The organism is Pseudomonas laurylsulfativorans (assembly GCF_002906155.1).
GTDB lineage: Bacteria > Pseudomonadota > Gammaproteobacteria > Pseudomonadales > Pseudomonadaceae > Aquipseudomonas > Aquipseudomonas laurylsulfativorans.
This window is the reverse complement of the sequence record NZ_MUJK01000005.1, coordinates 203475-228362: the sequence shown is the minus strand read 5'-3', so window position 1 is coordinate 228362 and position 24888 is coordinate 203475. Positions and strand designations below refer to the sequence as shown.

Annotated in this window: 24 protein-coding genes and 1 pseudogene; 13 read left to right on the top strand and 12 right to left on the bottom strand. The window is 59.5% G+C overall.

The features are described from left to right. Position 1 precedes the first annotated feature (1 nt). Positions 2-865: a YicC/YloC family endoribonuclease gene (locus B0D71_RS17865; protein ID WP_103395944.1), complete on the bottom strand. Its 864-nt coding sequence runs from the start codon at positions 863-865 to the stop codon at positions 2-4. Positions 866-1133: 268 nt separating this feature from the next. Here B0D71_RS17865 and rph point away from each other — a divergent pair, with 268 nt between their 5' ends. The 3 genes from rph to gltS all read left to right on the top strand — a co-directional run bounded on the left by rph (position 1134) and on the right by gltS (position 3856). Further along, positions 1134-1856, top strand: a complete 723-nt coding sequence (rph, locus tag B0D71_RS17860) for a ribonuclease PH (protein WP_007989575.1) — start codon at positions 1134-1136, stop codon at positions 1854-1856. Positions 1857-1884: 28 nt separating this feature from the next. Next, the gene (locus B0D71_RS17855; RefSeq protein WP_103395943.1) at positions 1885-2253 is read left to right on the top strand and encodes a DUF4870 domain-containing protein; all 369 of its coding nucleotides are present in this window, start codon (positions 1885-1887) and stop codon (positions 2251-2253) included. Between the two features lie 394 nt (positions 2254-2647). Further along, positions 2648-3856, top strand: a complete 1209-nt coding sequence (gltS, locus tag B0D71_RS17850) for a sodium/glutamate symporter (RefSeq protein WP_103395942.1) — start codon at positions 2648-2650, stop codon at positions 3854-3856. 106 nt (positions 3857-3962) lie between these two features. Here the strand turns inward: gltS and B0D71_RS17845 are convergent, their stop codons facing one another. Continuing rightward, the gene (locus tag B0D71_RS17845; protein WP_003176915.1) at positions 3963-4742 is read right to left on the bottom strand and encodes an exodeoxyribonuclease III; all 780 of its coding nucleotides are present in this window, start codon (positions 4740-4742) and stop codon (positions 3963-3965) included. Between the two features lie 81 nt (positions 4743-4823). Between B0D71_RS17845 and pyrE the strand changes: the two genes are divergently transcribed. Next, entirely contained in the window at positions 4824-5468 is a 645-nt protein-coding gene (gene pyrE / locus B0D71_RS17840; RefSeq protein ID WP_077044796.1) for an orotate phosphoribosyltransferase, read from the top strand. A gap of 184 nt (positions 5469-5652) precedes the next feature. Here pyrE and argB read toward each other — a convergent pair whose 3' ends face one another. The 4 genes and pseudogenes from argB to coaBC all read right to left on the bottom strand — a co-directional run bounded on the left by argB (position 5653) and on the right by coaBC (position 9886). Continuing rightward, positions 5653-6558 (bottom strand): acetylglutamate kinase, encoded by a 906-nt coding sequence (gene argB, locus B0D71_RS17835; protein ID WP_007996521.1) that lies wholly within the window; start codon positions 6556-6558, stop codon positions 5653-5655. Positions 6559-6575: 17 nt separating this feature from the next. Next, positions 6576-7952: pseudogene (locus B0D71_RS17830) on the bottom strand (phosphomannomutase/phosphoglucomutase); the annotation flags it as partial. Between the two features lie 264 nt (positions 7953-8216). After that, the gene (gene dut, locus B0D71_RS17825) at positions 8217-8672 is read right to left on the bottom strand and encodes a dUTP diphosphatase (RefSeq protein WP_103395940.1); all 456 of its coding nucleotides are present in this window, start codon (positions 8670-8672) and stop codon (positions 8217-8219) included. Positions 8673-8677: 5 nt separating this feature from the next. Next, positions 8678-9886: a bifunctional phosphopantothenoylcysteine decarboxylase/phosphopantothenate--cysteine ligase CoaBC gene (coaBC, locus tag B0D71_RS17820; protein ID WP_103395939.1), complete on the bottom strand. Its 1209-nt coding sequence runs from the start codon at positions 9884-9886 to the stop codon at positions 8678-8680. 135 nt (positions 9887-10021) lie between these two features. Between coaBC and radC the strand changes: the two genes are divergently transcribed. Beyond that, positions 10022-10696 carry a RadC family protein gene (radC, locus tag B0D71_RS17815; protein WP_103395938.1) on the top strand — a complete coding sequence of 225 codons (675 nt, stop codon included), beginning with the start codon at positions 10022-10024 and terminating at the stop codon, positions 10694-10696. Between the two features lie 136 nt (positions 10697-10832). Here the strand turns inward: radC and B0D71_RS17805 are convergent, their stop codons facing one another. Next, on the bottom strand, positions 10833-12419 hold the full coding sequence (locus tag B0D71_RS17805) for an ABC transporter substrate-binding protein (protein WP_103395937.1): 1587 nt from the start codon (positions 12417-12419) through the stop codon (positions 10833-10835). Positions 12420-12864: 445 nt separating this feature from the next. Between B0D71_RS17805 and rpmB the strand changes: the two genes are divergently transcribed. Then, positions 12865-13098, top strand: a complete 234-nt coding sequence (gene rpmB / locus B0D71_RS17800; RefSeq protein ID WP_003177273.1) for a 50S ribosomal protein L28 — start codon at positions 12865-12867, stop codon at positions 13096-13098. Positions 13099-13109: 11 nt separating this feature from the next. After that, complete coding sequence (gene rpmG, locus B0D71_RS17795; protein WP_003177274.1) at positions 13110-13265, top strand: 50S ribosomal protein L33; 156 nt, start codon at positions 13110-13112, stop codon at positions 13263-13265. A 104-nt stretch (positions 13266-13369) separates the two neighbouring features. Here rpmG and B0D71_RS17790 read toward each other — a convergent pair whose 3' ends face one another. Then, entirely contained in the window at positions 13370-13732 is a 363-nt protein-coding gene (locus B0D71_RS17790; RefSeq protein WP_103395936.1) for a cupin domain-containing protein, read from the bottom strand. Positions 13733-13967: 235 nt separating this feature from the next. On the opposite strand from B0D71_RS17790, the gene B0D71_RS17785 reads away from it, so the two are divergent. Together B0D71_RS17785 and B0D71_RS17775 are read left to right on the top strand one after the other, a co-directional pair. Next, positions 13968-15461 carry an aldehyde dehydrogenase gene (locus tag B0D71_RS17785; RefSeq protein WP_103395935.1) on the top strand — a complete coding sequence of 498 codons (1494 nt, stop codon included), beginning with the start codon at positions 13968-13970 and terminating at the stop codon, positions 15459-15461. A gap of 186 nt (positions 15462-15647) precedes the next feature. Then, positions 15648-16790 carry an MFS transporter gene (locus B0D71_RS17775; protein ID WP_103395934.1) on the top strand — a complete coding sequence of 381 codons (1143 nt, stop codon included), beginning with the start codon at positions 15648-15650 and terminating at the stop codon, positions 16788-16790. A 169-nt stretch (positions 16791-16959) separates the two neighbouring features. Here the strand turns inward: B0D71_RS17775 and B0D71_RS17770 are convergent, their stop codons facing one another. Both B0D71_RS17770 and B0D71_RS17765 read right to left on the bottom strand, forming a co-directional pair. Next, positions 16960-18534 (bottom strand): phospholipase D family protein, encoded by a 1575-nt coding sequence (locus B0D71_RS17770; protein WP_103395933.1) that lies wholly within the window; start codon positions 18532-18534, stop codon positions 16960-16962. 60 nt (positions 18535-18594) lie between these two features. Further along, the gene (locus B0D71_RS17765; RefSeq protein ID WP_103395932.1) at positions 18595-20028 is read right to left on the bottom strand and encodes an aminotransferase-like domain-containing protein; all 1434 of its coding nucleotides are present in this window, start codon (positions 20026-20028) and stop codon (positions 18595-18597) included. A 179-nt stretch (positions 20029-20207) separates the two neighbouring features. Here B0D71_RS17765 and B0D71_RS17760 point away from each other — a divergent pair, with 179 nt between their 5' ends. Next, positions 20208-20453 (top strand): DUF1127 domain-containing protein, encoded by a 246-nt coding sequence (locus B0D71_RS17760; protein ID WP_103395931.1) that lies wholly within the window; start codon positions 20208-20210, stop codon positions 20451-20453. 142 nt (positions 20454-20595) lie between these two features. Here B0D71_RS17760 and B0D71_RS17755 read toward each other — a convergent pair whose 3' ends face one another. Then, positions 20596-21903: an NAD(P)/FAD-dependent oxidoreductase gene (locus tag B0D71_RS17755; protein ID WP_103395930.1), complete on the bottom strand. Its 1308-nt coding sequence runs from the start codon at positions 21901-21903 to the stop codon at positions 20596-20598. Positions 21904-22050: 147 nt separating this feature from the next. On the opposite strand from B0D71_RS17755, the gene B0D71_RS17750 reads away from it, so the two are divergent. Next, the gene (locus tag B0D71_RS17750; RefSeq protein WP_057398678.1) at positions 22051-22404 is read left to right on the top strand and encodes a YkgJ family cysteine cluster protein; all 354 of its coding nucleotides are present in this window, start codon (positions 22051-22053) and stop codon (positions 22402-22404) included. 149 nt (positions 22405-22553) lie between these two features. On the opposite strand, the gene B0D71_RS17745 is transcribed toward B0D71_RS17750, so the two are convergent. Beyond that, positions 22554-23042, bottom strand: coding sequence for an Lrp/AsnC ligand binding domain-containing protein (locus B0D71_RS17745; RefSeq protein WP_007975155.1), 489 nt, complete (start codon positions 23040-23042; stop codon positions 22554-22556). Between the two features lie 157 nt (positions 23043-23199). On the opposite strand from B0D71_RS17745, the gene dadA reads away from it, so the two are divergent. Together dadA and B0D71_RS17735 are read left to right on the top strand one after the other, a co-directional pair. Further along, positions 23200-24504 carry a D-amino acid dehydrogenase gene (gene dadA / locus B0D71_RS17740; protein WP_103396141.1) on the top strand — a complete coding sequence of 435 codons (1305 nt, stop codon included), beginning with the start codon at positions 23200-23202 and terminating at the stop codon, positions 24502-24504. Further along, entirely contained in the window at positions 24476-24829 is a 354-nt protein-coding gene (locus B0D71_RS17735) for a RidA family protein (protein ID WP_103395929.1), read from the top strand. The genes dadA and B0D71_RS17735 overlap by 29 nt, the downstream gene beginning before the upstream one ends. Positions 24830-24888 lie beyond the last annotated feature (59 nt).

Sequence of the window (24888 nt, the reverse complement as noted above, 5' to 3'; positions counted from 1 at the left end):
CTTACTCAATATTCTGCACTTGTTCGCGCATCTGCTCGATCAACACCTTGAGGTTGACCGCAGCCTGGGTGCTGCGCGGGTCGAAGGCTTTGGAGCCCAGTGTGTTGGCTTCGCGGTTGAGTTCCTGCATCAGGAAGTCCAGGCGTCTGCCGGCAGCGCCAGCGGATTTGAGTACCCGGCGAACTTCGATGATGTGGGTGCTCAGGCGATCCAGTTCTTCGGCGACGTCGCTTTTTTGCGCGAGCATGACCATTTCCTGCTCCAGGCGCTGCGGGTCCATCTCGGCCTTCATGTCGGCGAAGCGGTCGAGGACTTTCTGGCGCTGGGTGGCGAGCATTTGCGGGACCAGTTCGCGCAGGGTCACCACGTCTTCTTCGATGGAGCTCAGGCGCTCGTTGATCAGCCGCGCCAGCTCCGCGCCTTCGCGCTCACGGCCGGCCTTCAGTTCCTTGAGGCCCTGATTGAACAGTGCCAGCGCTTCGGCGTTCAGGGCTTGCGGGTCGGTGGCATCGCCTACCAGTACGCCGGGCCAGGCCAGAACTTCCAGAGGGTTCAGCGCGGCCGGGCTTTTGATCAGGCTGGCGATGGTCTCGGCGGCGGCGACCAGTTGCGCGGCGCGCTCCTGATCGATTTGCAGCGCTTTACCGGTGTTCTCTTCGGTGAAGCGCAGGGTGCATTCGAGTTTGCCCCGCGATACGCCCTGGCGCAGGGCTTCACGCACAGCGCCCTCGAGGTCGCGAAAGGACTCCGGCAGGCGCAGGTGGGGTTCCAGGTAGCGGCTGTTGACCGACCGCAGTTCCCAGCTCAGGGTGCCCTGGACGCCGGCTTTTTCGACGCGGGCGAAGGCGGTCATGCTGTGCACCATGGCGGTACCTCGCAAGGCAGATCGGCACAGAACTGTGGTTCCGGGAATCCGATATCAATGAATTAAAGCCGACTGGCAGCAAAGGCGCAGGATTGTAGCGCAGTGGTGCGGATGCGCCCAAACACACGGTATGACAAACAGCAGCAGGCCTGCTCCGGCGTGCGGTGCAGAGCCTTCGGTCGTCGGCGGATTTTTTTAGAAGTGCCCAGTGACGGCCGGCGGCTCTATAATGCTCCGCAGTTTTCCGTCCCCAGTACAGGTACTCCCTATGATACGTCCAAGTGGTCGCGCTGCCGATCAGCTCCGCTCGATCCGCATCACCCGCAACTACACCAAACACGCCGAGGGTTCTGTGCTGGTCGAGTTCGGCGATACCAAGGTCATCTGCACCGTCAGCGTTGAACCGGGCGTACCGCGTTTCCTGAAAGGCCAGGGCCAGGGTTGGTTGACTGCCGAGTACGGCATGCTGCCGCGCGCTACCGGCGAGCGTAACCAGCGGGAAGCCAGTCGTGGCAAGCAAGGCGGGCGCACCCTGGAAATCCAGCGTCTGATCGGTCGCTCCCTGCGCGCGGCGCTGGACATGTCCAAGCTGGGCGACGTCACCCTGTACGTTGACTGCGATGTAATCCAGGCCGATGGCGGCACCCGCACTGCTTCGATCACCGGCTCCATGGTTGCGCTGATCGATGCCCTGAAAGTCATCAAGAAGCGTGGCGGCCTGAAGGGCGGCGACCCGGTCAAGCAAATGATCGCTGCTGTTTCCGTGGGCATGTACAAGGGTGAGCCAGTGCTCGACCTCGACTACCTGGAGGACTCGGCTGCCGAGACCGACCTGAACGTGGTGATGACCAGCGCTGGCGGTTTCATCGAAGTCCAGGGCACTGCCGAAGGCGCGCCGTTCCAGCCTGAAGAGCTGAACGCCATGCTGGAGTTGGCGAAGAAAGGCATGAACGAAATCTTCGAACTGCAAAAGGCCGCTTTGGCCGACTGACCGGACTGCTCCAGGCAAGGAGGACACCATGAGTGACGAGCAACTGCCGCTGCCAACGCCGAGCCAAGAGGTGCGTCAGTGGGCGATGTTCTGCCACTTGTCCGCCTTGTTGGGTATCTGGATTCCGTTCGGCACGATCATCGGCCCGCTGATTCTCTGGCAAATGAAGCGCGAGATGGACCCGTTCATCGATGCCCAGGGCAAGGAAGCGCTGAATTTTCAGATCACCGTCGCGATCGCCTCGGCTATCTGCTTCCTGCTGATGCTGTTGATTATCGGGTTCTTCTTGTTTGGCCTGATCGCGATCGGTGCGCTGGTGCTGACGATCATAGCCGGGGTGAAGGCCAATGAAGGTCAGCCTTATCGGTATCCGTTCACTTGGCGGTTGATCAAGTAATCCAAGGCGCTGGATGCTGTTTCAAATGTAGTTCGCTGCAACTCAAAACAAATGCCCAGACATGTCGGGGCATTTGTTTTTCTGGAATCAGATTAATCTCTATTATTACGTGTTTGGTCGCTCGCTATTCAAACTAAGTTAATTCTTGCACATAATATTTTTTACACGTTTAGACACAAACTGCAAAGCTCAGTGCCGCTTGTATGCTTGGCATTTGGACTTGGCGGTTGATAAGGTTGCCCCCAGTAATATTCATCAAGAAATATTTCGATATATTCAGACCATTGACGGCCTCTGAATCTAATACCAATCAGTGTTGAGATCCATCAACCTGTTCAAGAGGCGTGTCCAGGTAAAAAGTTCGCCCCTGAATATATAAGCAAGAATATCAAGAATGCTTCAGCTCGATTTTTATGGAACATTAGTAGCGGCCTCTTTAGTACTTTTGCTGGGGCGTGGGCTTGTCACACGTGTCGGCTTTTTACGCGCCTACAATATCCCCGAACCTGTAGCGGGCGGCCTGGTAGTTGCCTTGGTTCTCTTGGCTTTGCGCGGCTTTGATGTTGAGGTCCGGTTCGACACTTCGTTGCAGACACCCCTGATGTTGGCGTTTTTCGCCACCATTGGCTTGAGTGCAGACTTCGCCAGCCTGAAGAAGGGCGGACGGGTAGTGGGTGTTTTCATACTGGCGGTCACCGGGCTTTTACTGGTCCAGAATGCCATGGGTATCGGTCTTGCGAGTCTCTTGGGGCTCGATCCCTTGATGGGCCTGCTGACAGGCTCGGTTACGTTGGCCGGCGGTCACGGTACGGGGGCTGCGTGGGGGGCTACGTTCAGTGAGAAGTACGGTCTGGCATCTGCCTCCGAGCTTGCGATGGCCTCTGCGACGTTTGGATTGGTGCTGGGCGGATTGATCGGTGGGCCAGTTGCTCGCCACCTCATCAAGCGCGTACAAGTACCGGGATGCGTTGATCAAGAAAAGCCACGGGTGCCAAAAGGCTTTGAACAGCCGAACAAAGAGCGCTCGATCACACCTTTTTCGTTTATCGAGACGCTCGCGCTGATCGCCGTCAGCCTGCTGGCAGGTACTCTTCTGAACGAGATGCTCCACGGAAGCGCATTCGAGTTGCCGACGTTCGTTTGTGTCTTGTTCGTGGGGGTGCTTTTGCGAAACGGGCTTTCAGCGCTTGGCTTGTATCAAGTGTTTGAGCGTGAAGTCTCCGTGCTTGGGAACGTCAGTTTGTCACTGTTTCTGGCAATTGCTCTCATGTCACTCAAACTCTGGGATCTGGCCGCATTGGCTTTGCCGATCTTCATTATCCTGGCGGCGCAAACGCTGGTCATGGCGCTGTTTGCAATGTTCGTGACGTTCAGGGTCATGGGTAGTAACTACGATGCGGCTGTACTGGCGGCAGGACACTGCGGTTTTGGACTGGGGGCCACGCCAACTGCCATCGCTAACATGCAAGCGGTGACGCAACGCTACGGGCCTTCGCAGATAGCGTTCCTGGTGGTGCCCATGGTGGGCGCTTTCTTCATCGACATCATTAATGTCATTGTGATCAAGTTGTATCTCGCTCTGCCGTTTTTCACCGCGGCTTGAAGTTCAGGTCGATGGGAACCTCTGGATAGAGCGCATAAAAAAATGCCCGTATCTTGCGATACGGGCTTTTTTCGACCATCTGTCTGACTGTTCAGTGAAAAATCACTTAGATCGTCAGCGTCCAGTCGTAGTCCACGATCAGCGGCGCGTGTTGCGAGAACCGCGGCTGGCGTGGCAGACGTGCGCTGCGTACGAAGCGGCGCAGGCCCGGCGTCAGCAGTTGATAGTCGAAGCGCCAACCGAGGTTGAGCATCTCCGCCTGTTCGTTATCCGGCCACCAACTGTACTGGTCGCCTTCCCGGCTGACTTCCCGCAGGGCGTCGACATAACCCATGTTGCCGACAATCTCGTCCATCCAGGCACGTTCAGGTGCCAGGAAGCCCGGAGATTGCTGGCTGTCGCGCCAGTTTTTGATATCCAGCTTCTGTTGCGCCACGTACAGCGAGCCACAATAAATGTACTCGCGACGCTTGCGTCGCTGTTTATCCAGATAACGGGCGAAGTCGTCCATTAGCTTGAACTTCTGGTTCAAGTCTTCATCGCCGTTCTGCCCCGAAGGGAGCAGTAAGGTCGCGATGCTGACCTTGTCGAAATCGGCTTGCAGGTAGCGCCCGTAGCGGTCGGCCGTCTCGAAACCGAGACCGCTGATGACAGCCTTCGGTTGCAGCCGCGAATACAAAGCCACGCCACCTTGGGCGGGGACTTCGGCATCGCAGGCATAAAGGAAGTATCCATCCAGTTGGAAGGCTGGATCGTCCAGTTCAAAGGCGGAGGCGCGGGTGTCCTGCAGGCAGATGACGTCGGCATTCTGTGCTTGCAGCCAACTGAGCAAACCACGCTCGACTGCAGCCTGAATACCATTGACGTTCACACTGATGATCCGCATAAATGGCCCCAAAAATCGCGTGCGTGTATGATACACGGCGTCAAGCTAATTAGCTAAATCCGTGGTATTTGGGGTTTTTTCATGCAAGCGTATCAGCGCGATTTCATCCGTTTTGCCATCGATCGCGGCGTTTTGCGCTTCGGTGAGTTCACCCTGAAGTCCGGGCGCACCAGTCCTTACTTCTTCAATGCCGGCCTGTTCAACTCGGGTTCGGCCCTGGCGCAGCTGGGTCGTTTCTACGCCGCCGCCATTGCCGAGAGCGGCATTCCCTTCGACGTGCTGTTTGGCCCGGCCTACAAGGGCATTCCGTTGGCGGCGACCACCGCCGTGGCCCTGGCCGAGCATCACAACCGTGACCTGCCATGGTGCTTCAACCGCAAGGAAGCCAAGGCTCATGGCGAAGGCGGCAGCCTGGTTGGCGCACCGCTGACCGGCAACGTACTGATCATCGACGACGTGATCACCGCCGGTACCGCGATCCGTGAGGTGATGCAAATCATCGCTTCTCAGGACGGCGCAAAGGCCGCCGGCGTGCTGATCGCCCTGAACCGTCAAGAGCGCGGCAACGGCGAGCTGTCGGCGATCCAGGAAGTCGAGCGTGACTTCGGCATCCCGGTGATCAGCATCGTTTCGCTGAACCAGGTGCTGGAGTTCCTGGCGGATGATCCACAGCTCAAGCAGCATCTGCCAGCCGTGGAAGCTTACCGCGCCCAATTCGGTGTTTGATCTGACACTGGCGTTACCTGTTTAATCGCCATCGCTGGCAAGCCAGCTCCTACAGAATCGGTGATATCTCTGTAGGAGCTGGCTTGCCAGCGATTGAAGCACCGCGGTTAATCAGGTGAACATCTGTGCAAAAAAAGACCCCGCTCAGCCAGGCTGAGCGGGGTCTTTTTGTTTGTGCGATCGCTTAGTGACGCTTGCGATTGCTGATCAGGGTCCCCACGCCGGTATCGGTGAAGATTTCCAGCAGGATCGCGTTCGGCACGCGACCGTCGATGATCAGCGAGCTACCCACTCCGCCCTGGACCGCTTCCAGTGCACAACGGATCTTCGGCAGCATGCCGCCGTAGATGGTGCCGTCGGCGATCAGTTCGTCGACCTGCGCGGTGCTCAGGCCGGTCAGGACCTTGCCAGACTTGTCCATCAGGCCGGCGATGTTGGTCAGTAGCATCAGCTTCTCGGCTTTCAGCGCTTCGGCGACTTTACCGGCCACCAGGTCAGCGTTGATGTTGTACGACTCGCCGTTGGCGCCGACACCGATGGGCGCGATCACCGGAATGAAATCACCCTTGACCAGCAAGTTCAGCAGGTCGGTGTTGATCCCGACTACTTCGCCCACATGGCCGATGTCGATGATTTCCGGGGTGGTCATCTCCGGGGTCTGGCGAGTAACGGTGAGTTTCTTCGCACGAATCAGCTCGGCGTCTTTACCGGTCAGGCCGATGGCGCTACCGCCATGACGGTTGATCAGGTTGACGATGTCCTTGTTGACCTGGCCACCCAGGACCATTTCCACTACGTCCATGGTCGCGGCGTCGGTGACGCGCATGCCGTCGACGAAATGGCTTTCGATCGACAGGCGCTTGAGCAGGTCACCGATTTGCGGGCCGCCACCGTGAACCACCACCGGGTTGATGCCTACGGCCTTCATCAGCACGATGTCGCGGGCGAAGCCGGTTTTCAGCTCCTCGCTTTCCATCGCGTTGCCGCCGTATTTGATCACCAGGGTCTTGCCGACATATCGGCGGATGTAAGGCAGCGCTTCGGACAGGACCTTGGCGGTGTTGGCGGCGGCTTCGCGTTCGAGGGTCATTCAGGGCTCCGGGTGAATCAGAACGGTAGTTGGAGATCAGGTGCAACACGCTTCAACTGGACTTTGAATACGTCCTTGATGCGCTGCAATTCAGCCTCGTCATCGGCCTCGAAACGCAGCACCAGCACCGGTGTGGTGTTGGACGCGCGTACCAGGCCCCAGCCTTTGGCGTAGTCGACTCGCACGCCGTCAATGGTGGTCAGGTCGGCGCCTGCGCCCCACTGCGCGTCGTGCAGTGCATCAATGATGCTGAATTTGCTCTCTTCGGTCACATGGATATTGATTTCCGGCGTAGAAATATCATTCGGGAAGGTCGCAAACAGCTCTTCGGCCGAGGATTTTTCCTTGCTGAGAATTTCCAGCAACCGCGCGGCGCTGTAGATGCCGTCGTCGAAACCGAACCAGCGCTCCTTGAAGAAGATGTGCCCGCTCATTTCGCCGGCCAACAGGGCGCCGGATTGTTTCATTTTCTTTTTGATCAACGAGTGACCGGTCTTCCACATTAGCGACCGGCCGCCGTACTCCTTGATCAGCGGAATCAGGCGGCGGGTGCATTTGACGTCGAAGATGATCTCGGCGCCGGGGTTGCGCGCCACCACGTCACGCGCGAACAGCATCAGCAGGCGGTCCGGGTAGACGATGCTGCCGGTGTTGGTCACCACGCCCACTCTGTCGCCATCGCCGTCGAAGGCCAGGCCGATGTCAGCGTTGGTTTCCTTGACCTTGGCGATCAGGTCCACGAGGTTTTCAGGCTTGCCCGGGTCCGGATGGTGGTTCGGGAAGTTGCCATCCACTTCGCAGAATAGCGGGATGACTTCGCAGTTCAGCGCTTCGATCAGTTGCGGGGCGATCACGCCGGCCGCGCCGTTGCCGCAGTCGACAACCACTTTCAGGCGACGGGCCAGCTTGATGTCCTGGACGATTTCAGTGGTGTAGCGGTCGAGGATCTCGACCTGGGTGATGCTGCCTTGGCCACTGCTCAGGTCGTTGGTCTTGAGGCGGTCGTGCAGGGCCTGGATCTGTTCATTGGCCAGGGTGTCACCGGCAATGACGATCTTGAAGCCGTTGTAGTTAGACGGGTTGTGGCTGCCGGTGAGCATCACGCCGGATTTGCCGGCGAGTACGTTGGCGGCGTAGTAGAGCGCTGGCGTCGGGACCAGGCCGACATCACTGACGTGGCAGCCGCTGTCGGCGATGCCTTTGATCAACTGCGCGACCAGTTCCGGGCCGGACAAGCGGCCATCACGACCAACGGACACGTTCGGTTCGCCCTGGGCCAGGCTTTGGGAGCCGACGGCGCGGCCGATCCAGTAAGCGGTTTCAGCGTTCAGGAATTCCGGGACTGTGCCGCGGATGTCATAGGCGCGGAAAATGCTGTCAGGGAACTTGGGTGCGATTTTGGCCGGGGTGTTCATCTGTGGGAATGCTCCATCTCGAAAGTGGCTGGACAGGCCGCCGATTCATTCGGCGACAGGCTCAAACTGAAGGGTATGACGGCGTTTTCCACAGAGAGTTCGTGGTGTGAAAGGGCCATGACGCCCCCGATGGCAAGGGTTTGACCGGGCAATGCCTTGATTTCCGGAGCTAAACCTTGCAGATGACAATTTGAATTTTGTGGTGAGGGAACAGACCCTTCACCACAATGTATCCCTATTGAATCAACGAGTACCGGTATGACCGAAACCGCCAGTGCCACGCTCGGTTTCAACAAACGCTTCAACCATCTCGAAGTGAGCCTGCACCACCGGCACCAGCACCAGTTGCGCCAGGCGCTCGCCGACCGGCATGGTGAATTCGGTCTGGCCACGGTTCCAGCAGGAGACCATCAGTGGGCCCTGGTAGTCGGAGTCGATCAACCCCACCAGATTGCCCAGCACGATGCCGTGCTTATGGCCCATCCCGGAGCGCGGCAGAATCAGCGCCGCCAGGTTCGGATCACCGATATAGACCGACAGGCCGGTGGGAATCAGCACGGTTTCACCCGGCTTGATCACGGTGTCCTGTTCCAGCATGGCGCGCAGGTCGAGGCCGGCGGAGCCCGGTGTGGCGTATTGAGGCAGCGGGAATTCGGTACCGATGCGGGGGTCGAGGATCTTGGCTTGCAAAGCGTGCATGTAAATTAAACCTGGTTCAGACGTTCGGCGATAAAAGTGATCAGCTGGCGAGCAATCTTGCTCTTGCTGGTCTGGGCGAAGAGCGTGGCGTGAAGCTCACGGTCGATGACGCTGCAGGCGTTTTCTTCGCTGTTGAAGCCAATGCTCGGGTTGGCGACGTCGTTGGCGACGATCAAATCGAGGTTCTTGTCTTTCAACTTGCGCGCAGCGTAGTCGAGCAAGTGTTCGGTCTCGGCGGCGAAACCGACACTGAACGGACGGTCGGGACGGGTGGCGATGGTGGCCAGGATGTCCGGGTTTCGCACCATCTGCAGCAACAAGCCGTCACCATTCGTAGGATCTTTCTTGAGTTTCTGTGCGGCAACGACCTCCGGGCGGTAGTCCGCGACGGCTGCCGAGGCGATGAACAGGTCACAAGGAATCGCCGCTTCGCAGGCGGCCAGCATGTCTCGGGCGCTGACCACGTCGATGCGGGTGACGCGATCCGGGGTCGGCAGGTGCACGGGGCCGGTGATCAAGGTCACGCGGGCACCGGCTTCCACGGCGGCTTCGGCCAGGGCAAAGCCCATTTTCCCGGAGCTATGGTTAGTGATGTAGCGCACCGGGTCGATGTTTTCCTGGGTCGGACCGGCGGTGATCAACACGTGTTTGCCGGTCAGAGCCTGACGCTGGAAGCAGTCGGCGGCGCATTGGGCGAGGTCAGTGGCTTCGAGCATGCGGCCCATGCCGACGTCGCCACAGGCCTGGCTGCCGGAGGCCGGGCCGAAGGTCTTCAGGCCGCGACTTTCAAGGAGTTGCAGGTTGGCTTGGGTTGCCGGGTCGCGCCACATGGCCTGGTTCATGGCCGGGGCAACGGCGACTACGGCGTCAGTGGCCAGCACCAGGGTCGTCAGCAGGTCGTTGGCGATACCTTGGGCCAGGCGAGCGATCAGGTCGGCGGTGGCCGGGGCGATCAGCACCAGGTCGGCCCATTTGGCCAGTTCGATGTGGCCCATGGCCGCTTCGGCCGCCGGGTCCAGCAGGTCCAGGTGGACCGGGTGCCCGGACAGGGCCTGCATGGTCAGTGGGGTGATGAACTCCGCGCCGCCTCGGGTCATGACCACGCGCACTTCGGCGCCCTGATCGATCAGGCGGCGAACCAGGTCGGCGCTCTTGTAGGCAGCGATACCGCCGCCGACGCCCAGAACAATGCGTTTCCGATACAGCCGCTGCATAGGCCTGCCTTTCAATTCGTTGGTGACATACGTGGCGAAACCCCCTCCCCAGGGTGAATTCGCCCGCAAAAAAGATGGGCTACGATATCACAGCGACCGCTACGGAACAGCGGTGCCCACAGACAGGGAGGTGCTATGAGTATTCGCGATTGGCCGGCGGCGGAGCGGCCACGGGAGAGGTTGCTTGAACAGGGCTCGGGAAGCCTGTCGGATGCCGAATTGCTGGCGATTTTCCTACGAACAGGGGTGGTGGGCAAAAGCGCCGTCGATCTGGCGAGGCATCTGCTGAACCAGTTTGGCAGCTTGCGATTGTTGCTCGAGGCTGATCAGGAAACGTTCAGCAAGCAGTTGGGGCTCGGGCCGGCGAAATTTGCACAGTTGCAGGCTGCTCAAGAAATGAGCAGGCGGCATTTGGCTGAGCGGGCGCGCCAAAAGTCGGCACTGGAAAATCCTCAGGCTGTTCGTGAGTACCTGAAGTCGATGCTGCGCCATGAGCCACATGAGGTGTTTGGTTGTCTGTTTCTCGACTCCAAGCATCAGGTGCTGGCGTTTGAGGCGCTGTTTCGCGGTTCCATCGACAACACCAGTGTTCATCCACGAGAGGTGGTCAAGCGTGCCTTGGCAAACAACGCTGCGGCTTTGATCCTCTGTCACAACCACCCGTCGGGAAACACCGACCCCAGTCAAGCCGACCGGGTGCTGACCAAGCGCCTGCAGAAGGCGTTGGAGTTGATCGATGTGAGGATACTCGACCATTTCATCATCGGGGACGGCGATCCGTTGTCGATGGCTGAGTATGGGTGGATGTAGGCAGGATGCGAGAAGCACGCTTTCCATGCGGGAGCGAGTTTGCTCGCGATGGAGTCGGCACATTCAGCATTGATGTTGCCTGAAAGTCCGCTATCGCGAGCAAGCTCGCTCCCACAGGTTTTGTGTAGCGGTTGGTTTATTTGATATTGACCTTGGAATAGTCCTGCCGCCCGAACGGGCTGACCGAGTAGCCTTCGACATCCTTGCGCGTCAACGCGAAGGCGGTCGGGTGGGCCAGCGGCAGCCACAATGCCTGCTGCTGGATCTGAGACTGTGCCTGTTCGTAGAGCTTGGTACGCACGCCTTGCTCGCCGGTGGTTTTGCCGGCGCTGATCAGCTTGTCCAGATCCTGGTTGCAGTAACGGGCGAAGTTGGTCCCGGACTTGACCGCGGCGCAGGAAAACTGCGGCGTGAGGAAGTTGTCCGGGTCACCGTTGTCGCCAGCCCAGCCCATGAACAGTAAGTCGTGCTCACCAGCCTTGGCGCGGCGGATCAGCTCGCCCCATTCGATCACGCGGATTTCGGCCTGAATGCCGATTTCCGCAAGGTCAGACTGCAGCAGTTGAGCGCCGAGGCTCGGGTTGGGGTTGAGCAGGCTGCCGGAAGGGCGGGTCCAGATGGTGGTCTGGAAGCCTTCCTTGAGCCCGGCCTTGGCCATCAGCGCCTTGGCCTTCGCGATGTCATGCGGATAACCCGGAAGGTTTTTCGCGTAGCTCCAGGTGTTCGGCGGATACGGACCGTTGGCTGCTTCGGCGGTGTCTTCGAACACGGCTTTGATGTAATTGGCCTTGTCGAAGGCGAGGTTGATGGCTTGGCGCACTTCTGGCTTGTCCAGCGGCGGATGCTGGCTGTTGATGCCGACGAATGCGGTCATGAATGCGTCAGTCTTTTCGACTTTCAGGGTTGGCTCTTTCAGTGCTTCCTGTACGTCCAGGGGCTTGGGCGACAGGGCGATCTGGCATTCATTGCGACGCAATTTCTGCAAGCGTACGTTGGCGTCTGGCGTGATGGCGAAGATCAGCGGATCTACGGAGGGTTTGCCGCCGAAGTAGTCGGGGTTTGCCTTGTAGCGAACCGAGGCATCCTTCTGGAAGCGGGTGAACACGAACGGCCCCGTACCGATCGGCTGGCTGTTGAGCTTCTCGGGTGTACCGGCCTTCATCAGCTTATCGGCGTATTCGGCCGAATAGATCGAGGCGAAGCCCATGCTAAGGGTCGCCAGGAAGGTCGAATCCGGGTGGTCGAGTGTGAAGCGCACGGTCTGCGGATCGAGAGCGTCGATTTTCTTGATCAATGCCGGTAACTGCATCGATTGCGCATGCGGGAAGCCGCTTTGGGCGACCTTGTGCCACGCATTGGCCGGGTCGAGCATGCGGTCGAAGCTGAAAATCACGTCTTCGGCGCTCAAGTCTCGCGTTGGGGTGAAGTACTCGGTGCGATGGAATTTCACCTGCGGGTGCAACTTGAAGACGTAGGTCAGGCCGTCGGGGCTGACTTCCCAACTGTCGGCGAGGCTGGCGACCACTTTGCCACTGGCCGTGTCGAAGTCCACCAGGCGATTCATCAGCACATCGGCCGAAGCGTTGGTGGTGGTCAGCGAGTTGTACTGCACCACATCGAACCCTTCAGGGCTGGCCTCGGTGCAGACGCTCAGGGCGGCAGCAAAGGCCTGTGGACTCAGCAGAAGCGGGGCGAGCAACAGCGGTAGGGCAGCGAGGCGCATGGTCGGTTCCTTTACAGATCGAAGGCCCATCTGCAAGTGCAGTCTGGAAAAGGCTTACCCTAGTGGGCTCTTTTGCAAATGACTATCCCCTTTTTCATTTTGAGGGGACTATAGGCGACTGATTTTGCTGTGCAGCGGTTGATCAAAACCCCGGATTGGCCCGACGGTCGATTCTCTGCGACGAGCGGTCGGCATCGGCGATAGCCTTTGTCCAAGGCGCTCGGAGCCAGAAAAACGGGCTTTTTGTGAATTCAACGCACACCGAATGTTGTTGCTCTCCAGTCTTTCTGGTATAAAGCAGCGCTCTTTTCTAGGGGCCCGGTTCCTTCACTGTAGGTGTAGCCGGTAAGACCCTTAAAGAAACGCGGCGCCTGGCGCCAAATGACTGAGAGATTAAGCGGCCAACCCATGCCGGGTTGGGCATGTGGTTTTAGAGGGCTGAGGCATGTCTAGAGTCTGTCAAGTTACCGGTAAGGGTCCGGTGACTGGGAATAACATTTCCCACGCAAACAACAAAACCCGTCGTCGTTTCCTGCCGAACCTGCAGCATCACCGCTTCTGGGTTGAAGAAGAGAAACGTTTTGTGCGTCTGCGCGTATCTGCCAAAGGCATGCGCATCATCGACAAGCGTGGCATCAGTGTCGTGCTGGCCGAACTTCGTCGCGATGGCAAGGTTTAAGGGAGCTAATCATGCGTGAATTGATTCGTTTGATTTCGAGCGCCGGTACTGGTCACTTCTACACTACCGACAAGAACAAGCGTACTACTCCGGACAAAATCGAGATCAAGAAATATGATCCGGTTGTTCGCAAGCACGTGATCTACAAAGAAGGCAAAATCAAGTAATTGATTTTTCTCTCTTACGAAAAAGGCCCGTATCGCGAGATACGGGCCTTTTTTTTGCCTGTCGCTTAGGCTTTGTCTGTCAGGGCCCCTTCGCGAGCAACTCTTCAAGCCTTCTGTTCAAACGCCACATAAATCTTGCGGCATGGCTCCAGCACCTCCCAGGTGCCTTTGAATCCGGCGGGGATCACGAAGCGGTCGCCTGCGCGCAGGGTCTTGGCATTGCCGTCGCTGTCACGCAGCACCGAAACCCCTTGCTGGATCTCGCAGTATTCGTGCTCGGTGAAGTTCACTGTCCACTGCCCGACTGCACCTTCCCACACGCCAGCGTTCAACTGGCCACAAGGGCTGTTGTAGTGGTTGTAAACCGCTTGCTCCGGGTCGCCCTTGAGTACTTTGGCTGCATCTGGACGGTAGCGTTCGGCGGCGGTAGTGGCCTGGCTGAAGTCGACGACGTTCTGGATGTTCATTGTTGTTATCTCCCTTGATTGCGGCGCGAGTGGTAGAAAAGGTCAAAGTCTATGTTTATTAAAATGAACATCGCAAGGCCGTTTGCCGGCGTTATGTCAAATATATTGAAACATTAGGGGTGGCTGGTTTAGGGTGACGGTTGCCTTGGGCCGAAAAGCAGGCTGGCCGGGCAGAATTCCTGACAGCGCCCGCGAAGAACGCGGGTGTCGTATTCAATAAGAGGAGGACACTCGCATGACCACCCTGACCCGTGCCGACTGGGAACAACGTGCCCGCGACCTGAAAATCGAAGGCCGCGCCTACATCAATGGCGAATACACCGACGCCGTTTCCGGCGAGACCTTCGAGTGCATCAGCCCGGTCGATGGCCGTCTGCTGGGCAAGATTGCCAGCTGTGACGCCGCCGATGCCCAGCGCGCAGTGGAAAACGCCCGCGCCACCTTCAATTCCGGTGTCTGGTCGCGCTTGGCGCCGACCAAGCGCAAAGCCACCATGATTCGTTTCGCCGGCCTGCTCAAGCAGCATGCCGAAGAGCTGGCCCTGCTTGAAACCCTGGACATGGGCAAGCCGATCAGCGATTCCCTGTACATCGACGTTCCCGGCGCGGCGCAAGCCCTGAGCTGGAGCGGCGAGGCCATCGACAAGATCTACGACGAAGTCGCTGCAACCCCGCACGATCAATTGGGTCTGGTGACCCGTGAGCCGGTTGGCGTGGTCGGCGCCATCGTGCCGTGGAACTTCCCGCTGATGATGGCGTGCTGGAAACTCGGTCCTGCGCTGTCCACCGGTAACTCGGTGATCCTCAAGCCGTCCGAAAAATCGCCGCTGACGGCGATTCGCATCGCTGAACTGGCTGTCGAAGCCGGCATCCCGAAAGGTGTGCTGAACGTGCTGCCAGGTTACGGTCACACCGTCGGCAAGGCCTTGGCCCTGCACAATGACGTCGACACCCTGGTGTTCACCGGTTCGACCAAGATCGCCAAGCAGCTGTTGATCTACTCCGGCGAGTCGAACATGAAGCGCGTCTGGCTCGAAGCCGGCGGCAAGAGCCCGAACATCGTGTTCGCCGATGCGCCGAACCTGCAGGACGCTGCCGAAGCGGCTGCCGGCGCCATTGCGTTCAACCAGGGCGAAGTCTGCACCGCCGGTTCGCGCCTGCTGGTGGAACGTTCGATCAAGGACAAATTCCTGCCACTGGTGATCGAGGCACTGAAAACCTGGAAGCCGGGCAACCCGCTGGACCCGGCGACCAACGTCGGCGCGCTGGTCGATACCCAGCAGATGAACACCGTGCTGTCCTACATCGAGTCCGGTCATGCCGACGGCGCCAAGCTGGTGGCCGGTGGCAAGCGTACGCTCCAGGAAACTGGCGGCACTTACGTTGAGCCGACGATTTTCGACGGTGTGAGCAACGCGATGAAAATCGCCCAGGAAGAAATCTTCGGTCCGGTACTGTCGGTCATCGCATTCGACAGCGCCGAAGAAGCCATCGCGATCGCCAACGACACGCCGTACGGCCTGGCCGCGGCTGTGTGGACTGCCGACATCTCCAAGGCTCACCTCACCGCTCGCGCACTGCGTGCCGGTAGCGTGTGGGTCAACCAGTACGATGGGGGCGACATGACCGCTCCGTTCGGTGGCTTTAAGCAGTCCGGCAACGGTCGCGACAAGTCGCTGCATGCGTTCGACAAATACACCGAGCTGAAGGCGACCTGGATCAAGTTGTAAATCAGTGAGGGAGGCCTGTTGAGTAACAGGTCTCCCGGACGATGCAGATCCCTTGTGGGAGCGAGCCTGCTCGCGATAGCGGTGTAACAGTCGACATCAGTGTTGAATGTTGCTCCGTCATCGCGAGCAGGCTCGCTCCCACAATGTTTTGTGTTGCACATAAAAATATCCACAGGAGCGTGGAACATGCGTTGGGCGACTTACTTCGCCGTTTTGGCATCTGTCTTGAGTGTCGGCCTGGCTCTGGGTGTCAGTATGCCGCTGGTGTCATTTCGCTTGGAGAGTTGGGGCTACGGCTCGTTTGCCATTGGCGTGATGGCCGCGATGCCGGCCATCGGCGTCCTGTTGGGGGCGAAAATTTCCAGCCATCTGGCGGCGCGACTCGGCACGGCCAATCTGATGCGCCTGTGCCTGTGGGCCGGGGCGGTTTCGATCGGTTTGCTGGCGCTGTTGCCGAGCTATCCGATCTGGTTGGTCTTGCGGCTGATGATTGGGGTGATCCTGACCCTTGTATTCATTATCGGTGAAAGCTGGATCAATCAACTGGTGATCGAGGAGTGGCGCGGGCGGTTGGTGGCGCTGTATGGCAGCAGCTACGCATTGAGTCAGCTGGCCGGGCCTGTATTGCTGGGCTTCCTTGGCACCGAGCACGACTATGGCTTTTGGGTCGGTGTCGGTTTGCTGATGGCTGCTCCGTTTTTGTTGCTGGGCCGCAGTGGGGCGCCGAGCAGCGAGGCCAGCAGTGTGACCCTGCGTGATTTGCTTGAGTTCTGTCGTGGCCTGCCCGCGATTGCCTGGGCGGTGTCGCTGTTCGCCGCGTTCGAGGCCATGATTCTGACGCTGTTGCCGGTCTATTGCCTGCGCCAGGGCTTCACCACGGAAATCGCCCTGGCGATGGTCAGTACGGTGGTGGTCGGTGATGCGGTGCTGCAATTGCCGATTGGTGCGTTGGCCGATCGCTTGTCCCGCCGAGCGTTGTTTACCGGCTGCGCAGCAGTCTTGCTGCTGTCGAGCCTGGCGATTCCAATGCTGATCGACACGCTTCTGATCTGGCCGCTGTGGGTGTTGTTCGGCGCCAGCGCTGGCGGGTTGTTTACCTTGTCACTGATCCTGATTGGTGAGCGTTATCGCGACGACGCACTGGTACGCGCCAATGCGCATATTGCACAGCTGTGGGGGATTGGTTGTCTGGTCGGGCCGCTGCTGGCGGGCGCCGGCAGCCAGTGGATCAGCGGCCATGCGTTGCCGTTGCTGATGGCGGTGGGGGCTTTGGGCGTGTTGATCGTGGTGTCGCGGCAAGGGGCGTTTGGTGCGCCACAGCCGGCTTAGCGACGAGCGCGGAGTCTGTGGCGAGGGGGCTTGCCCCCGTTCGGCTGCGAAGCAGTCGTAAAAGCAAACAACCCTGTAAGTCAGACAAAATGCGATTGCAGGGTTTGGCACTGCTGCGCAGCGCAACGGGGGCAAGCCCCCTCGCCACAAAAGCCCTGTTGGCCCGAGATTACAACATCTTCTCCAGCCCAACCGTATTGCTCAGCCAGGCATTGAAGCGCCGCCACCAACTCCCTGGCTCCTTGGTCAGGGTGTGCATTTTTCCGTCGTCTTCAGTGGTCCAGACGATCTGGTCGTTTTCCAACTCCACCTGGTAGCTCAGGGCTGGCGCCATACCCTGCAGCGCCAATTCGCGGACCCGTGCGGCCAATTCCGGGCTGTCCACCAGCACGCCGACTTCGGTGTTCCACAGTACCGAGCGCGGATCGAAATTGAATGAGCCGATAAAGGATTTCTGCTGGTCGAAGATCATCGCCTTGCTGTGCAAGCTGGAGTCGGAGCCGCGATAGGAGCTGCTGGAAAACAGATGCGGCCCGCTACCGCTGCCGCCTCCTTCACCCGGCTGGCGGCGCAGTTCGTAAAGCTTCACACCATGCTCCAGCAGCGCTCTGCGATAGGGCGCGTAACCACCGTGTACCGCGGGAACGTCCGTGGCTTCCAGTGCATTGGTCAGCAGTTTCACCGATACGCCGGCATCGGCGCGCCCGGTCAGGTACACCAGCCCCGGTTGGCCGGGCACGAAGTAGGCCGAGATCATGATCAGCTCTTTGCTGACGTTATTGAGTTCAGGTGCGAGTTGGGTGGTCAGCAGCAACTGCGGATCGGGTTCGCCCTTGGACAATACCTTGCTCGGCGCATCCCACAATGCCTGGTTCCAGGCCCAGATCAGCTCGCGGCGCCAGATGTCCAGGCGCGGGTGCGTGGTGAAGGTCATCAGGTGCTTGTAGAGCGCGTGATTCTGTTTACGCGTTTGCGCCAGGGACTCTTCCAGTCGGGCCCGAGTATTTTCCAGGTCCTGGGGTGTGGGTTTGCTCGACAGGAACTCGTCGATCGGCTTGCTCAGGGCGCTGTTCCAGTACTGGTCAAAACTGTGCCCGAGTTGCTCGGCAACCGGGCCGACACCGAGCAGGTCGATGTCAGTGAAGTTCATGTTGGGTTCGGCATCGTAATACTCGTCCCCCAGATTACGCCCGCCGACGATGGCCATGCTGTTGTCCGCCAGCCACAGCTTGTTGTGCATGCGCCGATGTTGCTGCGACAGATTGAACAGCCGGCCCATGGTGCGTGTCACGCCGGTGCTGCGGCCAAGATTCAGTGGGTTGAACACGCGAATCTGGATCTGCGGGTGCGCGGCGAGGGTGGCAATGACCCGATCCAGGCCATCGCTGGCGGTATCGTCGAGCAGAACCCGCACCCGCACGCCCCGATCGGCGGCCTTGAGCAATTCCTCGATCAACATGCGTGTGCTGATGCCGTCGTGCACGATGTAGTACTGCAAATCGAGGCTGCTTTGGGCATTGCGGATCAGTTCGGCACGGGCGGTGAAGGCCTCGGTGCTGTCCGATAGCAGGCGAAAGCCCGATTGTCCTTTGTAAGGTGCGGCTTGCGCCTGGACCGAACGGCCGAATGCGGAGTCTGAGGCCGGCAGCGCCTGGCTCGGTTCGCGCTGAACGTCGAAGCTGGAGCATCCATCCAGGAACGCGGTGAGTAGCAGAATAATAAACAGGGGCTGTCTCACTCTCACGTGGGATCGTTCCGTTTGGCGGCGCAGATAGGCATATGGACGCTGATTCCCGAATAAAAGTCAGTCGCTGAACTGATCGGTTTCCGCCAGCAGTTTGATCGCTGCCGCGCCGACCTTGCGCACCGCTTCTTCGATCTGCGGTGTTGGTTTGGCAGCGTAGTTCATGCGCAGGCAATTGCGGTATTTGCCCGAGGCGGAAAAGATGCTGCCCACGGCAATCTGTACGCCCTGTTCGTGCAATGCACGATTCAGTTTCAGGGTGTCGAAGCCGTCCGGCAGTTCGACCCACAGCATGAAGCTGCCTTGCGGGCGACTGGCGCGGGTGCCGGCCGGGAAGTAGCGGGTTACCCAGTCGATCATCATGTCGCGATTGCGCTGGTATTGCGTGCGCATCCGCCGCAAATGCGGTTCGAAGTGCCCGCCCTTGAGGAACTCGGCGATGGCGATCTGCGGTTGTGGCGCGGTGGAGCCGGTGCTGATGTATTTCATGTGCAGCACCCGTTCCAGATAACGGCCGGGCGCGACCCAGCCAATACGCAGGCCTGGCGCCAGGGTCTTGGAAAACGAACTGCACAACAGGACGCGACCGTCCTCGTCGAAGGACTTGATCGTGCGTGGGCGCGGATAGGTATAGGCCAGTTCGCCATACACATCGTCCTCGATGATCGCCACGTCAAACCGCTGTGCCAGCGTCAACAACGCGCGTTTGCGCGACTCCGGCATGATGTAGCCCAGCGGGTTGTTGCAGTTGGGGGTCAACTGTATGACCTTGATCGGCCATTGCTCCAGGGCCAGCTCCAACGCTTCGAGGCTGATACCGGTCAGCGGATCGGTGGGGATTTCCAGGGCTTTCATGCCCAGGCCCTTGAGGGTCTGCATGGCGCCGTGGAAGCTCGGCGAGTCCACCGCCACAATGTCCCCCGGCTCGCAAATAGCGCGAACGCTGGTGGACAGCGCTTCATGGCATCCAGTGGTGACAACCAGATCGCTGGCACTCAGCTGGCAGCCGGAATCGAGCATCAGGCGAGCGATTTGTTCGCGCAGCTCGAGGTTGCCGTGGATGTTGTCGTAATACAGACCGGGCATGTCCTGCCGCCGGCTGATTCGCGCCAGATCGCGCAGCAGCGGCTTCATGGTCGGGCTGGTGATGTCCGGCATGCCGCGGCCCAGTTGCACCACATCTTTGCGCGGCACGGCGCGAATCAGTTCCAGCACTTGATCCCATTGAGAGATGTCCACCGGGCGTTGGGCCGGGCGACCGACCGCCGGCAAGTCCGGCAATTCACGACTGGCGGGAACAAAGTACCCGGATTTTGGCCGTGGCGTGGCCAGCCCACTGTCTTCCAGCACTCGATAGGCCTGTTGCACCGTGCTCAGGCTGACACCGTGCTCGACGCTCAGCGCCCGTACCGAGGGCAGCCGGTCACCGGGGCGATAGAAGCCCTGTTCGATACGTGTGCCGAGCAACTCGGCGAGGTTGACGTAAAGGGTCATTGTGCAGCCTCGATAGGGATGATTCGGTTAACCAGTACAGATCGGGCGAAAAATCGGGATTCAGTGGCGGAATCGGTAAATCTGTATGGATTTAATACAGATGCTTTGAATCTGTAATGCTTTTGCGCGCCCACGCATCATGGAACCTCTGGCTACCCAAGTAAACAGGAGCATCCAAGATGAACGGTTTGAGCGATGTGCGGCTGACATTACACAGTCAGGAACTGACGGCAGGGCAAACGGACAGTGCACGCAATGTGCCAATGGGCAACGCGTCGTCCGGTCTGAGTCGCTGGGATCTGTTCTGGCGTCGGCTGCATACGCGCAAGGCGTTGCTGGCGCTGACGACTGATCAGCTCAAGGATATCGGGCTGACGCGGGAGCTGGCGCTGGAGGAGGGGTTGAAGCCTTTCTGGCGGACCTGAGTTTTGCAGTGTTCTTTAGCGACATTCGCTGGCAAGCCAGCTCCTACGGTGATTGGTGGCGTTCACAAAATGTGTGTTCACCGCTGAACCCTGTAGGAGCTGGCTTGCCAGCGAAGGCGTCAGTTCTGGTGCCGCCAATCCTTCAGACCAACTCTTTTAGCCGATGCCACAACATCCCCAACGCCAGCAACGGCGAGCGCAAATGCTTGCCGCCGGGGAAGGTGATGTGCGGCACCCTGGCAAACAGATCGAAGCCGCCACTGTGCTGGCCGCTGATGGCTTCGGCCAGTAGCTTGCCCGCCAGGTGCGTGGCATTCACGCCATGACCGGAATAGGCCTGGGCGTAATACACGTTCGGCTGGTCCTTGAGTCGTCCGATCTGCGGCAGGCGATTAGCGCCGATGCCGATCATGCCGCCCCATTGGTAATCGATCTTCACTGCGCTTAGCTGCGGGAAAACCTCGAGCATTTTCGGACGCATGTACGCGGCGATGTCTTTCGGGTCGCGGCCCGAGTAATGGCAGGCGCCGCCAAACAGCAGGCGCCGGTCCGCCGAGAGCCGGTAGTAGTCCAGCGCCACTCGCTGGTCACAGACCGCCATGTTCTGCGGCAGCAAGGCGTGGGCCTGTTCTTCGCTCAGTGGTTCGGTGGCGATGATGTAGCTGCCGGCGGGCAGGACTTTGCCGCTGAGTTCCGGGTTGAGGTTATTGAGGTAGGCATTGCAACCCAGTACCAGGGTTTTGGCGCGCACCGAACCCCCGGCGGTATGGACCTTGACCTCGCGACCATAGTCGATGCGGGTCACGGCCGAGTGCTCGAACAACTGGATCCCCAGTCGTTGTGCTGCGGCTGCTTCGCCCAAGGCCAGGTTCAGTGGATGCAGGTGCCCCGAGCCCATGTCGATCAGGCCGCCGACGTAACGCGTGGAGCCGACCACGGTGTGCATCTCGTTGGCTTGCAGCAAGCGAGTCTCGTAGCGGTAACCGAGGCTGCGCAGCTCATCGGCGTCTTCGGCGAAACCTTCAAGGTCACGGGGTTTGTTGGCGAGGTCGCAATAACCCCAGGTCAGGTCGCAGCGGATCTGGAAGCGCTCGACCCGTTGCCGGACGATTTCCACGGCTTCCAGGCCCATGAGCTTCATCTGTCGTACACCTTCGACGCCGATGATGTTGGCAAATTGATCGAGGCCGTGGCCAACGCCGCGAATCAGCTGCCCGCCATTGCGTCCACTGGCGCCCCAGCCGATTTTATGGGCTTCAAGCAACACCACGCGCAGGCCGCGTTCGGCCAGCTCAAGCGCCGTGTTCAACCCCGAAAAACCGCCACCCACCACACAGACATCGGCCAGTACTTCGCCCTTGAGCGCGGGGTGCTCGGGCTGCGGCAGGCTGCTGGCGGCGTAGTAGGAAGCGGTGTGGTCCGCAGCAGGCTGTTGAGCACGGGCAATCATGTGCGTGATCCTGGTTCTGATGTTTAGAAAATTTGACGGAGCATAAGCCGGACCTTCCCGGACGGGCAACATTGGTCGGCTGGTGCTGTCTGGATCAGGGCTTTTGCGTCAGAATCCCGTTCTATTTCGCTATCGGTTACCGCTGCAATGAGCTGCAACAGCCAGACAATCCGCACATTGCGACAGCAGATTCCCTCGTTCGAGTGCGTCCCCGGCTGCCATGACTGCTGCGGGCCGGTGACCACCTCGCCCGAAGAAATGTCGCGCCTGCCGCGCAAGACCCGCGCCGAGCAGGATGCCGCCATGGAAGAGCTCAACTGTGTGCATCTGGGGCCGAACGGTTGCACGGTGTATGACGAGCGGCCGCTGATCTGCCGGTTGTTCGGCACCACCAAGACCTTGCCGTGCCCCAACGGGCGCGGGCCGGTGGAACTGATTCATCCGCGGGTGGAGAAGCAGGTGTTCGAGTATATGGCTTCGAACCGGCAGGTGTTGGTTTAAGCGCCACGAATCTCAGGAGTACCGAGTTGCCTCAATCGCGAGCAAGCTCGCACACAGGTTTCGGTGGTGGCCACACATCTTGAGAACAACCTCGATCATTGTGGGAGCGAGCTTGCTCGCGATGGGGCCTGAACAGGCACCGCAAAATCTCAATCCGGAATCGGCAACGTCAGGCTCTCTTTCACCTCTTCCATCACGATGTAGCTCTTGGACTCGCGCACATGCGGCAGCTTGAGCAGGATGTCGCCCAGCAATTTGCGGTACGAGGCCATCTCGGAAATCCGCGCCTTCACCAGGTAGTCGAAGTCCCCTGACACCAGGTGACACTCCAGCACATGAGGCAATTTCAGCACCGCACGTCGGAACTCTTCGAAAGTATCGCCGGATTTGTAGTCCAGGCTGATCTCCACGAACACCAGCAGACTACCCTTCAGGTGCTGCGGATTGAGCCTGGCGTTGTAGCCCATGATGATCCCCTCGCGCTCCAGACGCCGGACCCGCTCAGTACAGGGCGTGGTCGAGAGCCCGACCTTTTCTCCAAGCTCCGTAAAGGAAATCCGCCCGTCCGCTTGCAGGATCCGCAGGATGTTGCGGTCGATCTTGTCCAGCTCACGTTTGGTCTGAGTGTTGGTACGCATAGGGGATGCGCCTCCGTGAAAAGGGTTTTTGCCGAGAATTGTCGCCAAATATAGGCGCTTATATAGTGAAAAGCACTGGCAAATCTTTTTTACACTGCGCGCATCTAAAGCTCTGAATAACAAACGTCAGCGGTTAGCCGCGATGAGGGATATGAAAATGCGCGTCATGGTCTTGGGTAGCGGCGTCATCGGTACCACCAGTGCTTATTATCTGGCCCGTGCCGGGTTTGAAGTGGTGGTTGTGGACCGGCAGCCGGCTGCTGCCATGGAGACCAGTTTCGCCAACGCAGGCCAGGTCTCGCCGGGTTATGCCTCGCCGTGGGCCGCGCCGGGTGTGCCGCTCAAGGCCATCAAGTGGCTGCTGCAGCGCCATGCGCCACTGGCAATCAAGGCCACTGCCGACATCGACCAGTACCTGTGGATGACACAGATGCTGCGCAACTGCACCGCCAGCCGTTACGCGGTGAACAAGGAGCGCATGGTCCGTCTGTCCGAGTACAGCCGCGACTGCCTCGATGAACTGCGCGCCGAAACCGGCATCGCCTACGAAGGCCGCAGCCTCGGTACCACCCAACTGTTCCGCACCCAGGCTCAACTGGACGGTGCCGCGAAAGACATCGCCGTGCTGAAAGAGTCCGGCGTACCGTTCGAACTGCTCGACCGCGACGGCATTGCCCGCGTTGAACCGGCGCTGGCCAGCGTCACGGACATCCTCGCCGGTGCCCTGCGCCTGCCGAACGACCAGACTGGCGACTGCCAGATGTTCACCACCAAGCTCGCCGAAATGGCCGCAAACCTGGGTGTGCAATTCCGTTTCGGCCAGGACATTCAGCGCCTCGACTTCGCCGGTGACCGCATCAACGGCGTATGGATCGACGGCAAGCTGGAAACCGCCGACCGCTACGTGCTGGCGCTGGGCAGCTACTCGCCGCAACTGCTCAAGCCGCTGGGCATCAAGGCGCCGGTGTATCCGCTCAAGGGTTACTCCCTGACCGTGCCGATCACCAACCCGGCGATGGCCCCGACCTCGACCATTCTCGACGAGACCTACAAGGTCGCGATCACCCGTTTCGACAACCGCATCCGCGTTGGCGGCATGGCTGAAATCGCCGGTTTTGACCTGTCGCTGAACCCGCGCCGTCGCGAAACCCTGGAGATGATCGTCAACGATCTTTATCCTCAGGGCGGCGACCTGGCCCAAGCCAGCTTCTGGACCGGCCTGCGCCCGACCACGCCGGATGGCACGCCGATTGTCGGTGCCACTCCGTTCAAGAATCTGTTCCTGAACACCGGTCACGGCACGCTCGGCTGGACCATGGCGTGCGGCTCCGGTCGCTTGCTGGCTGACCTGATGGCGAAGAAAAAGCCGCAGATCAGTGCCGAAGGCCTCGATATTTCCCGTTACGGCAACAAAACCCAGGAGTCTGCAAAGCATGTCAGTCCAGCGCCAGCTCACCAATGAGCGCATGAGTCAGATCGTCACCCATAACGGCACGGTTTACCTGGCCGGACAGGTAGGCGATGACATGAACGCCGGGATTGAACAGCAGACCCGTGAAACCCTAGCCAACATCGAGCGTTTGCTCGATCTGGCGGGCACCGACAAGCACCATCTGCTGTCGGTGACGATTTACCTGAAAGACATCGACGCGCATTTCGAAGATATGAACGCGGTGTGGGACAAGTGGCTGCCGAAAGGCGTCGCTCCGGCCCGCGCCACGGTTGAATCGAAATTGTGCGAACCGGAAATCCTGGTTGAGCTGTCGGTTGTAGCCGCTCTGCCATAAGCCTGTCAGAAAAATCCCTCTCCCGGTGCTGTTGGTGGTTCACGCCGTCAGCCAGCGCC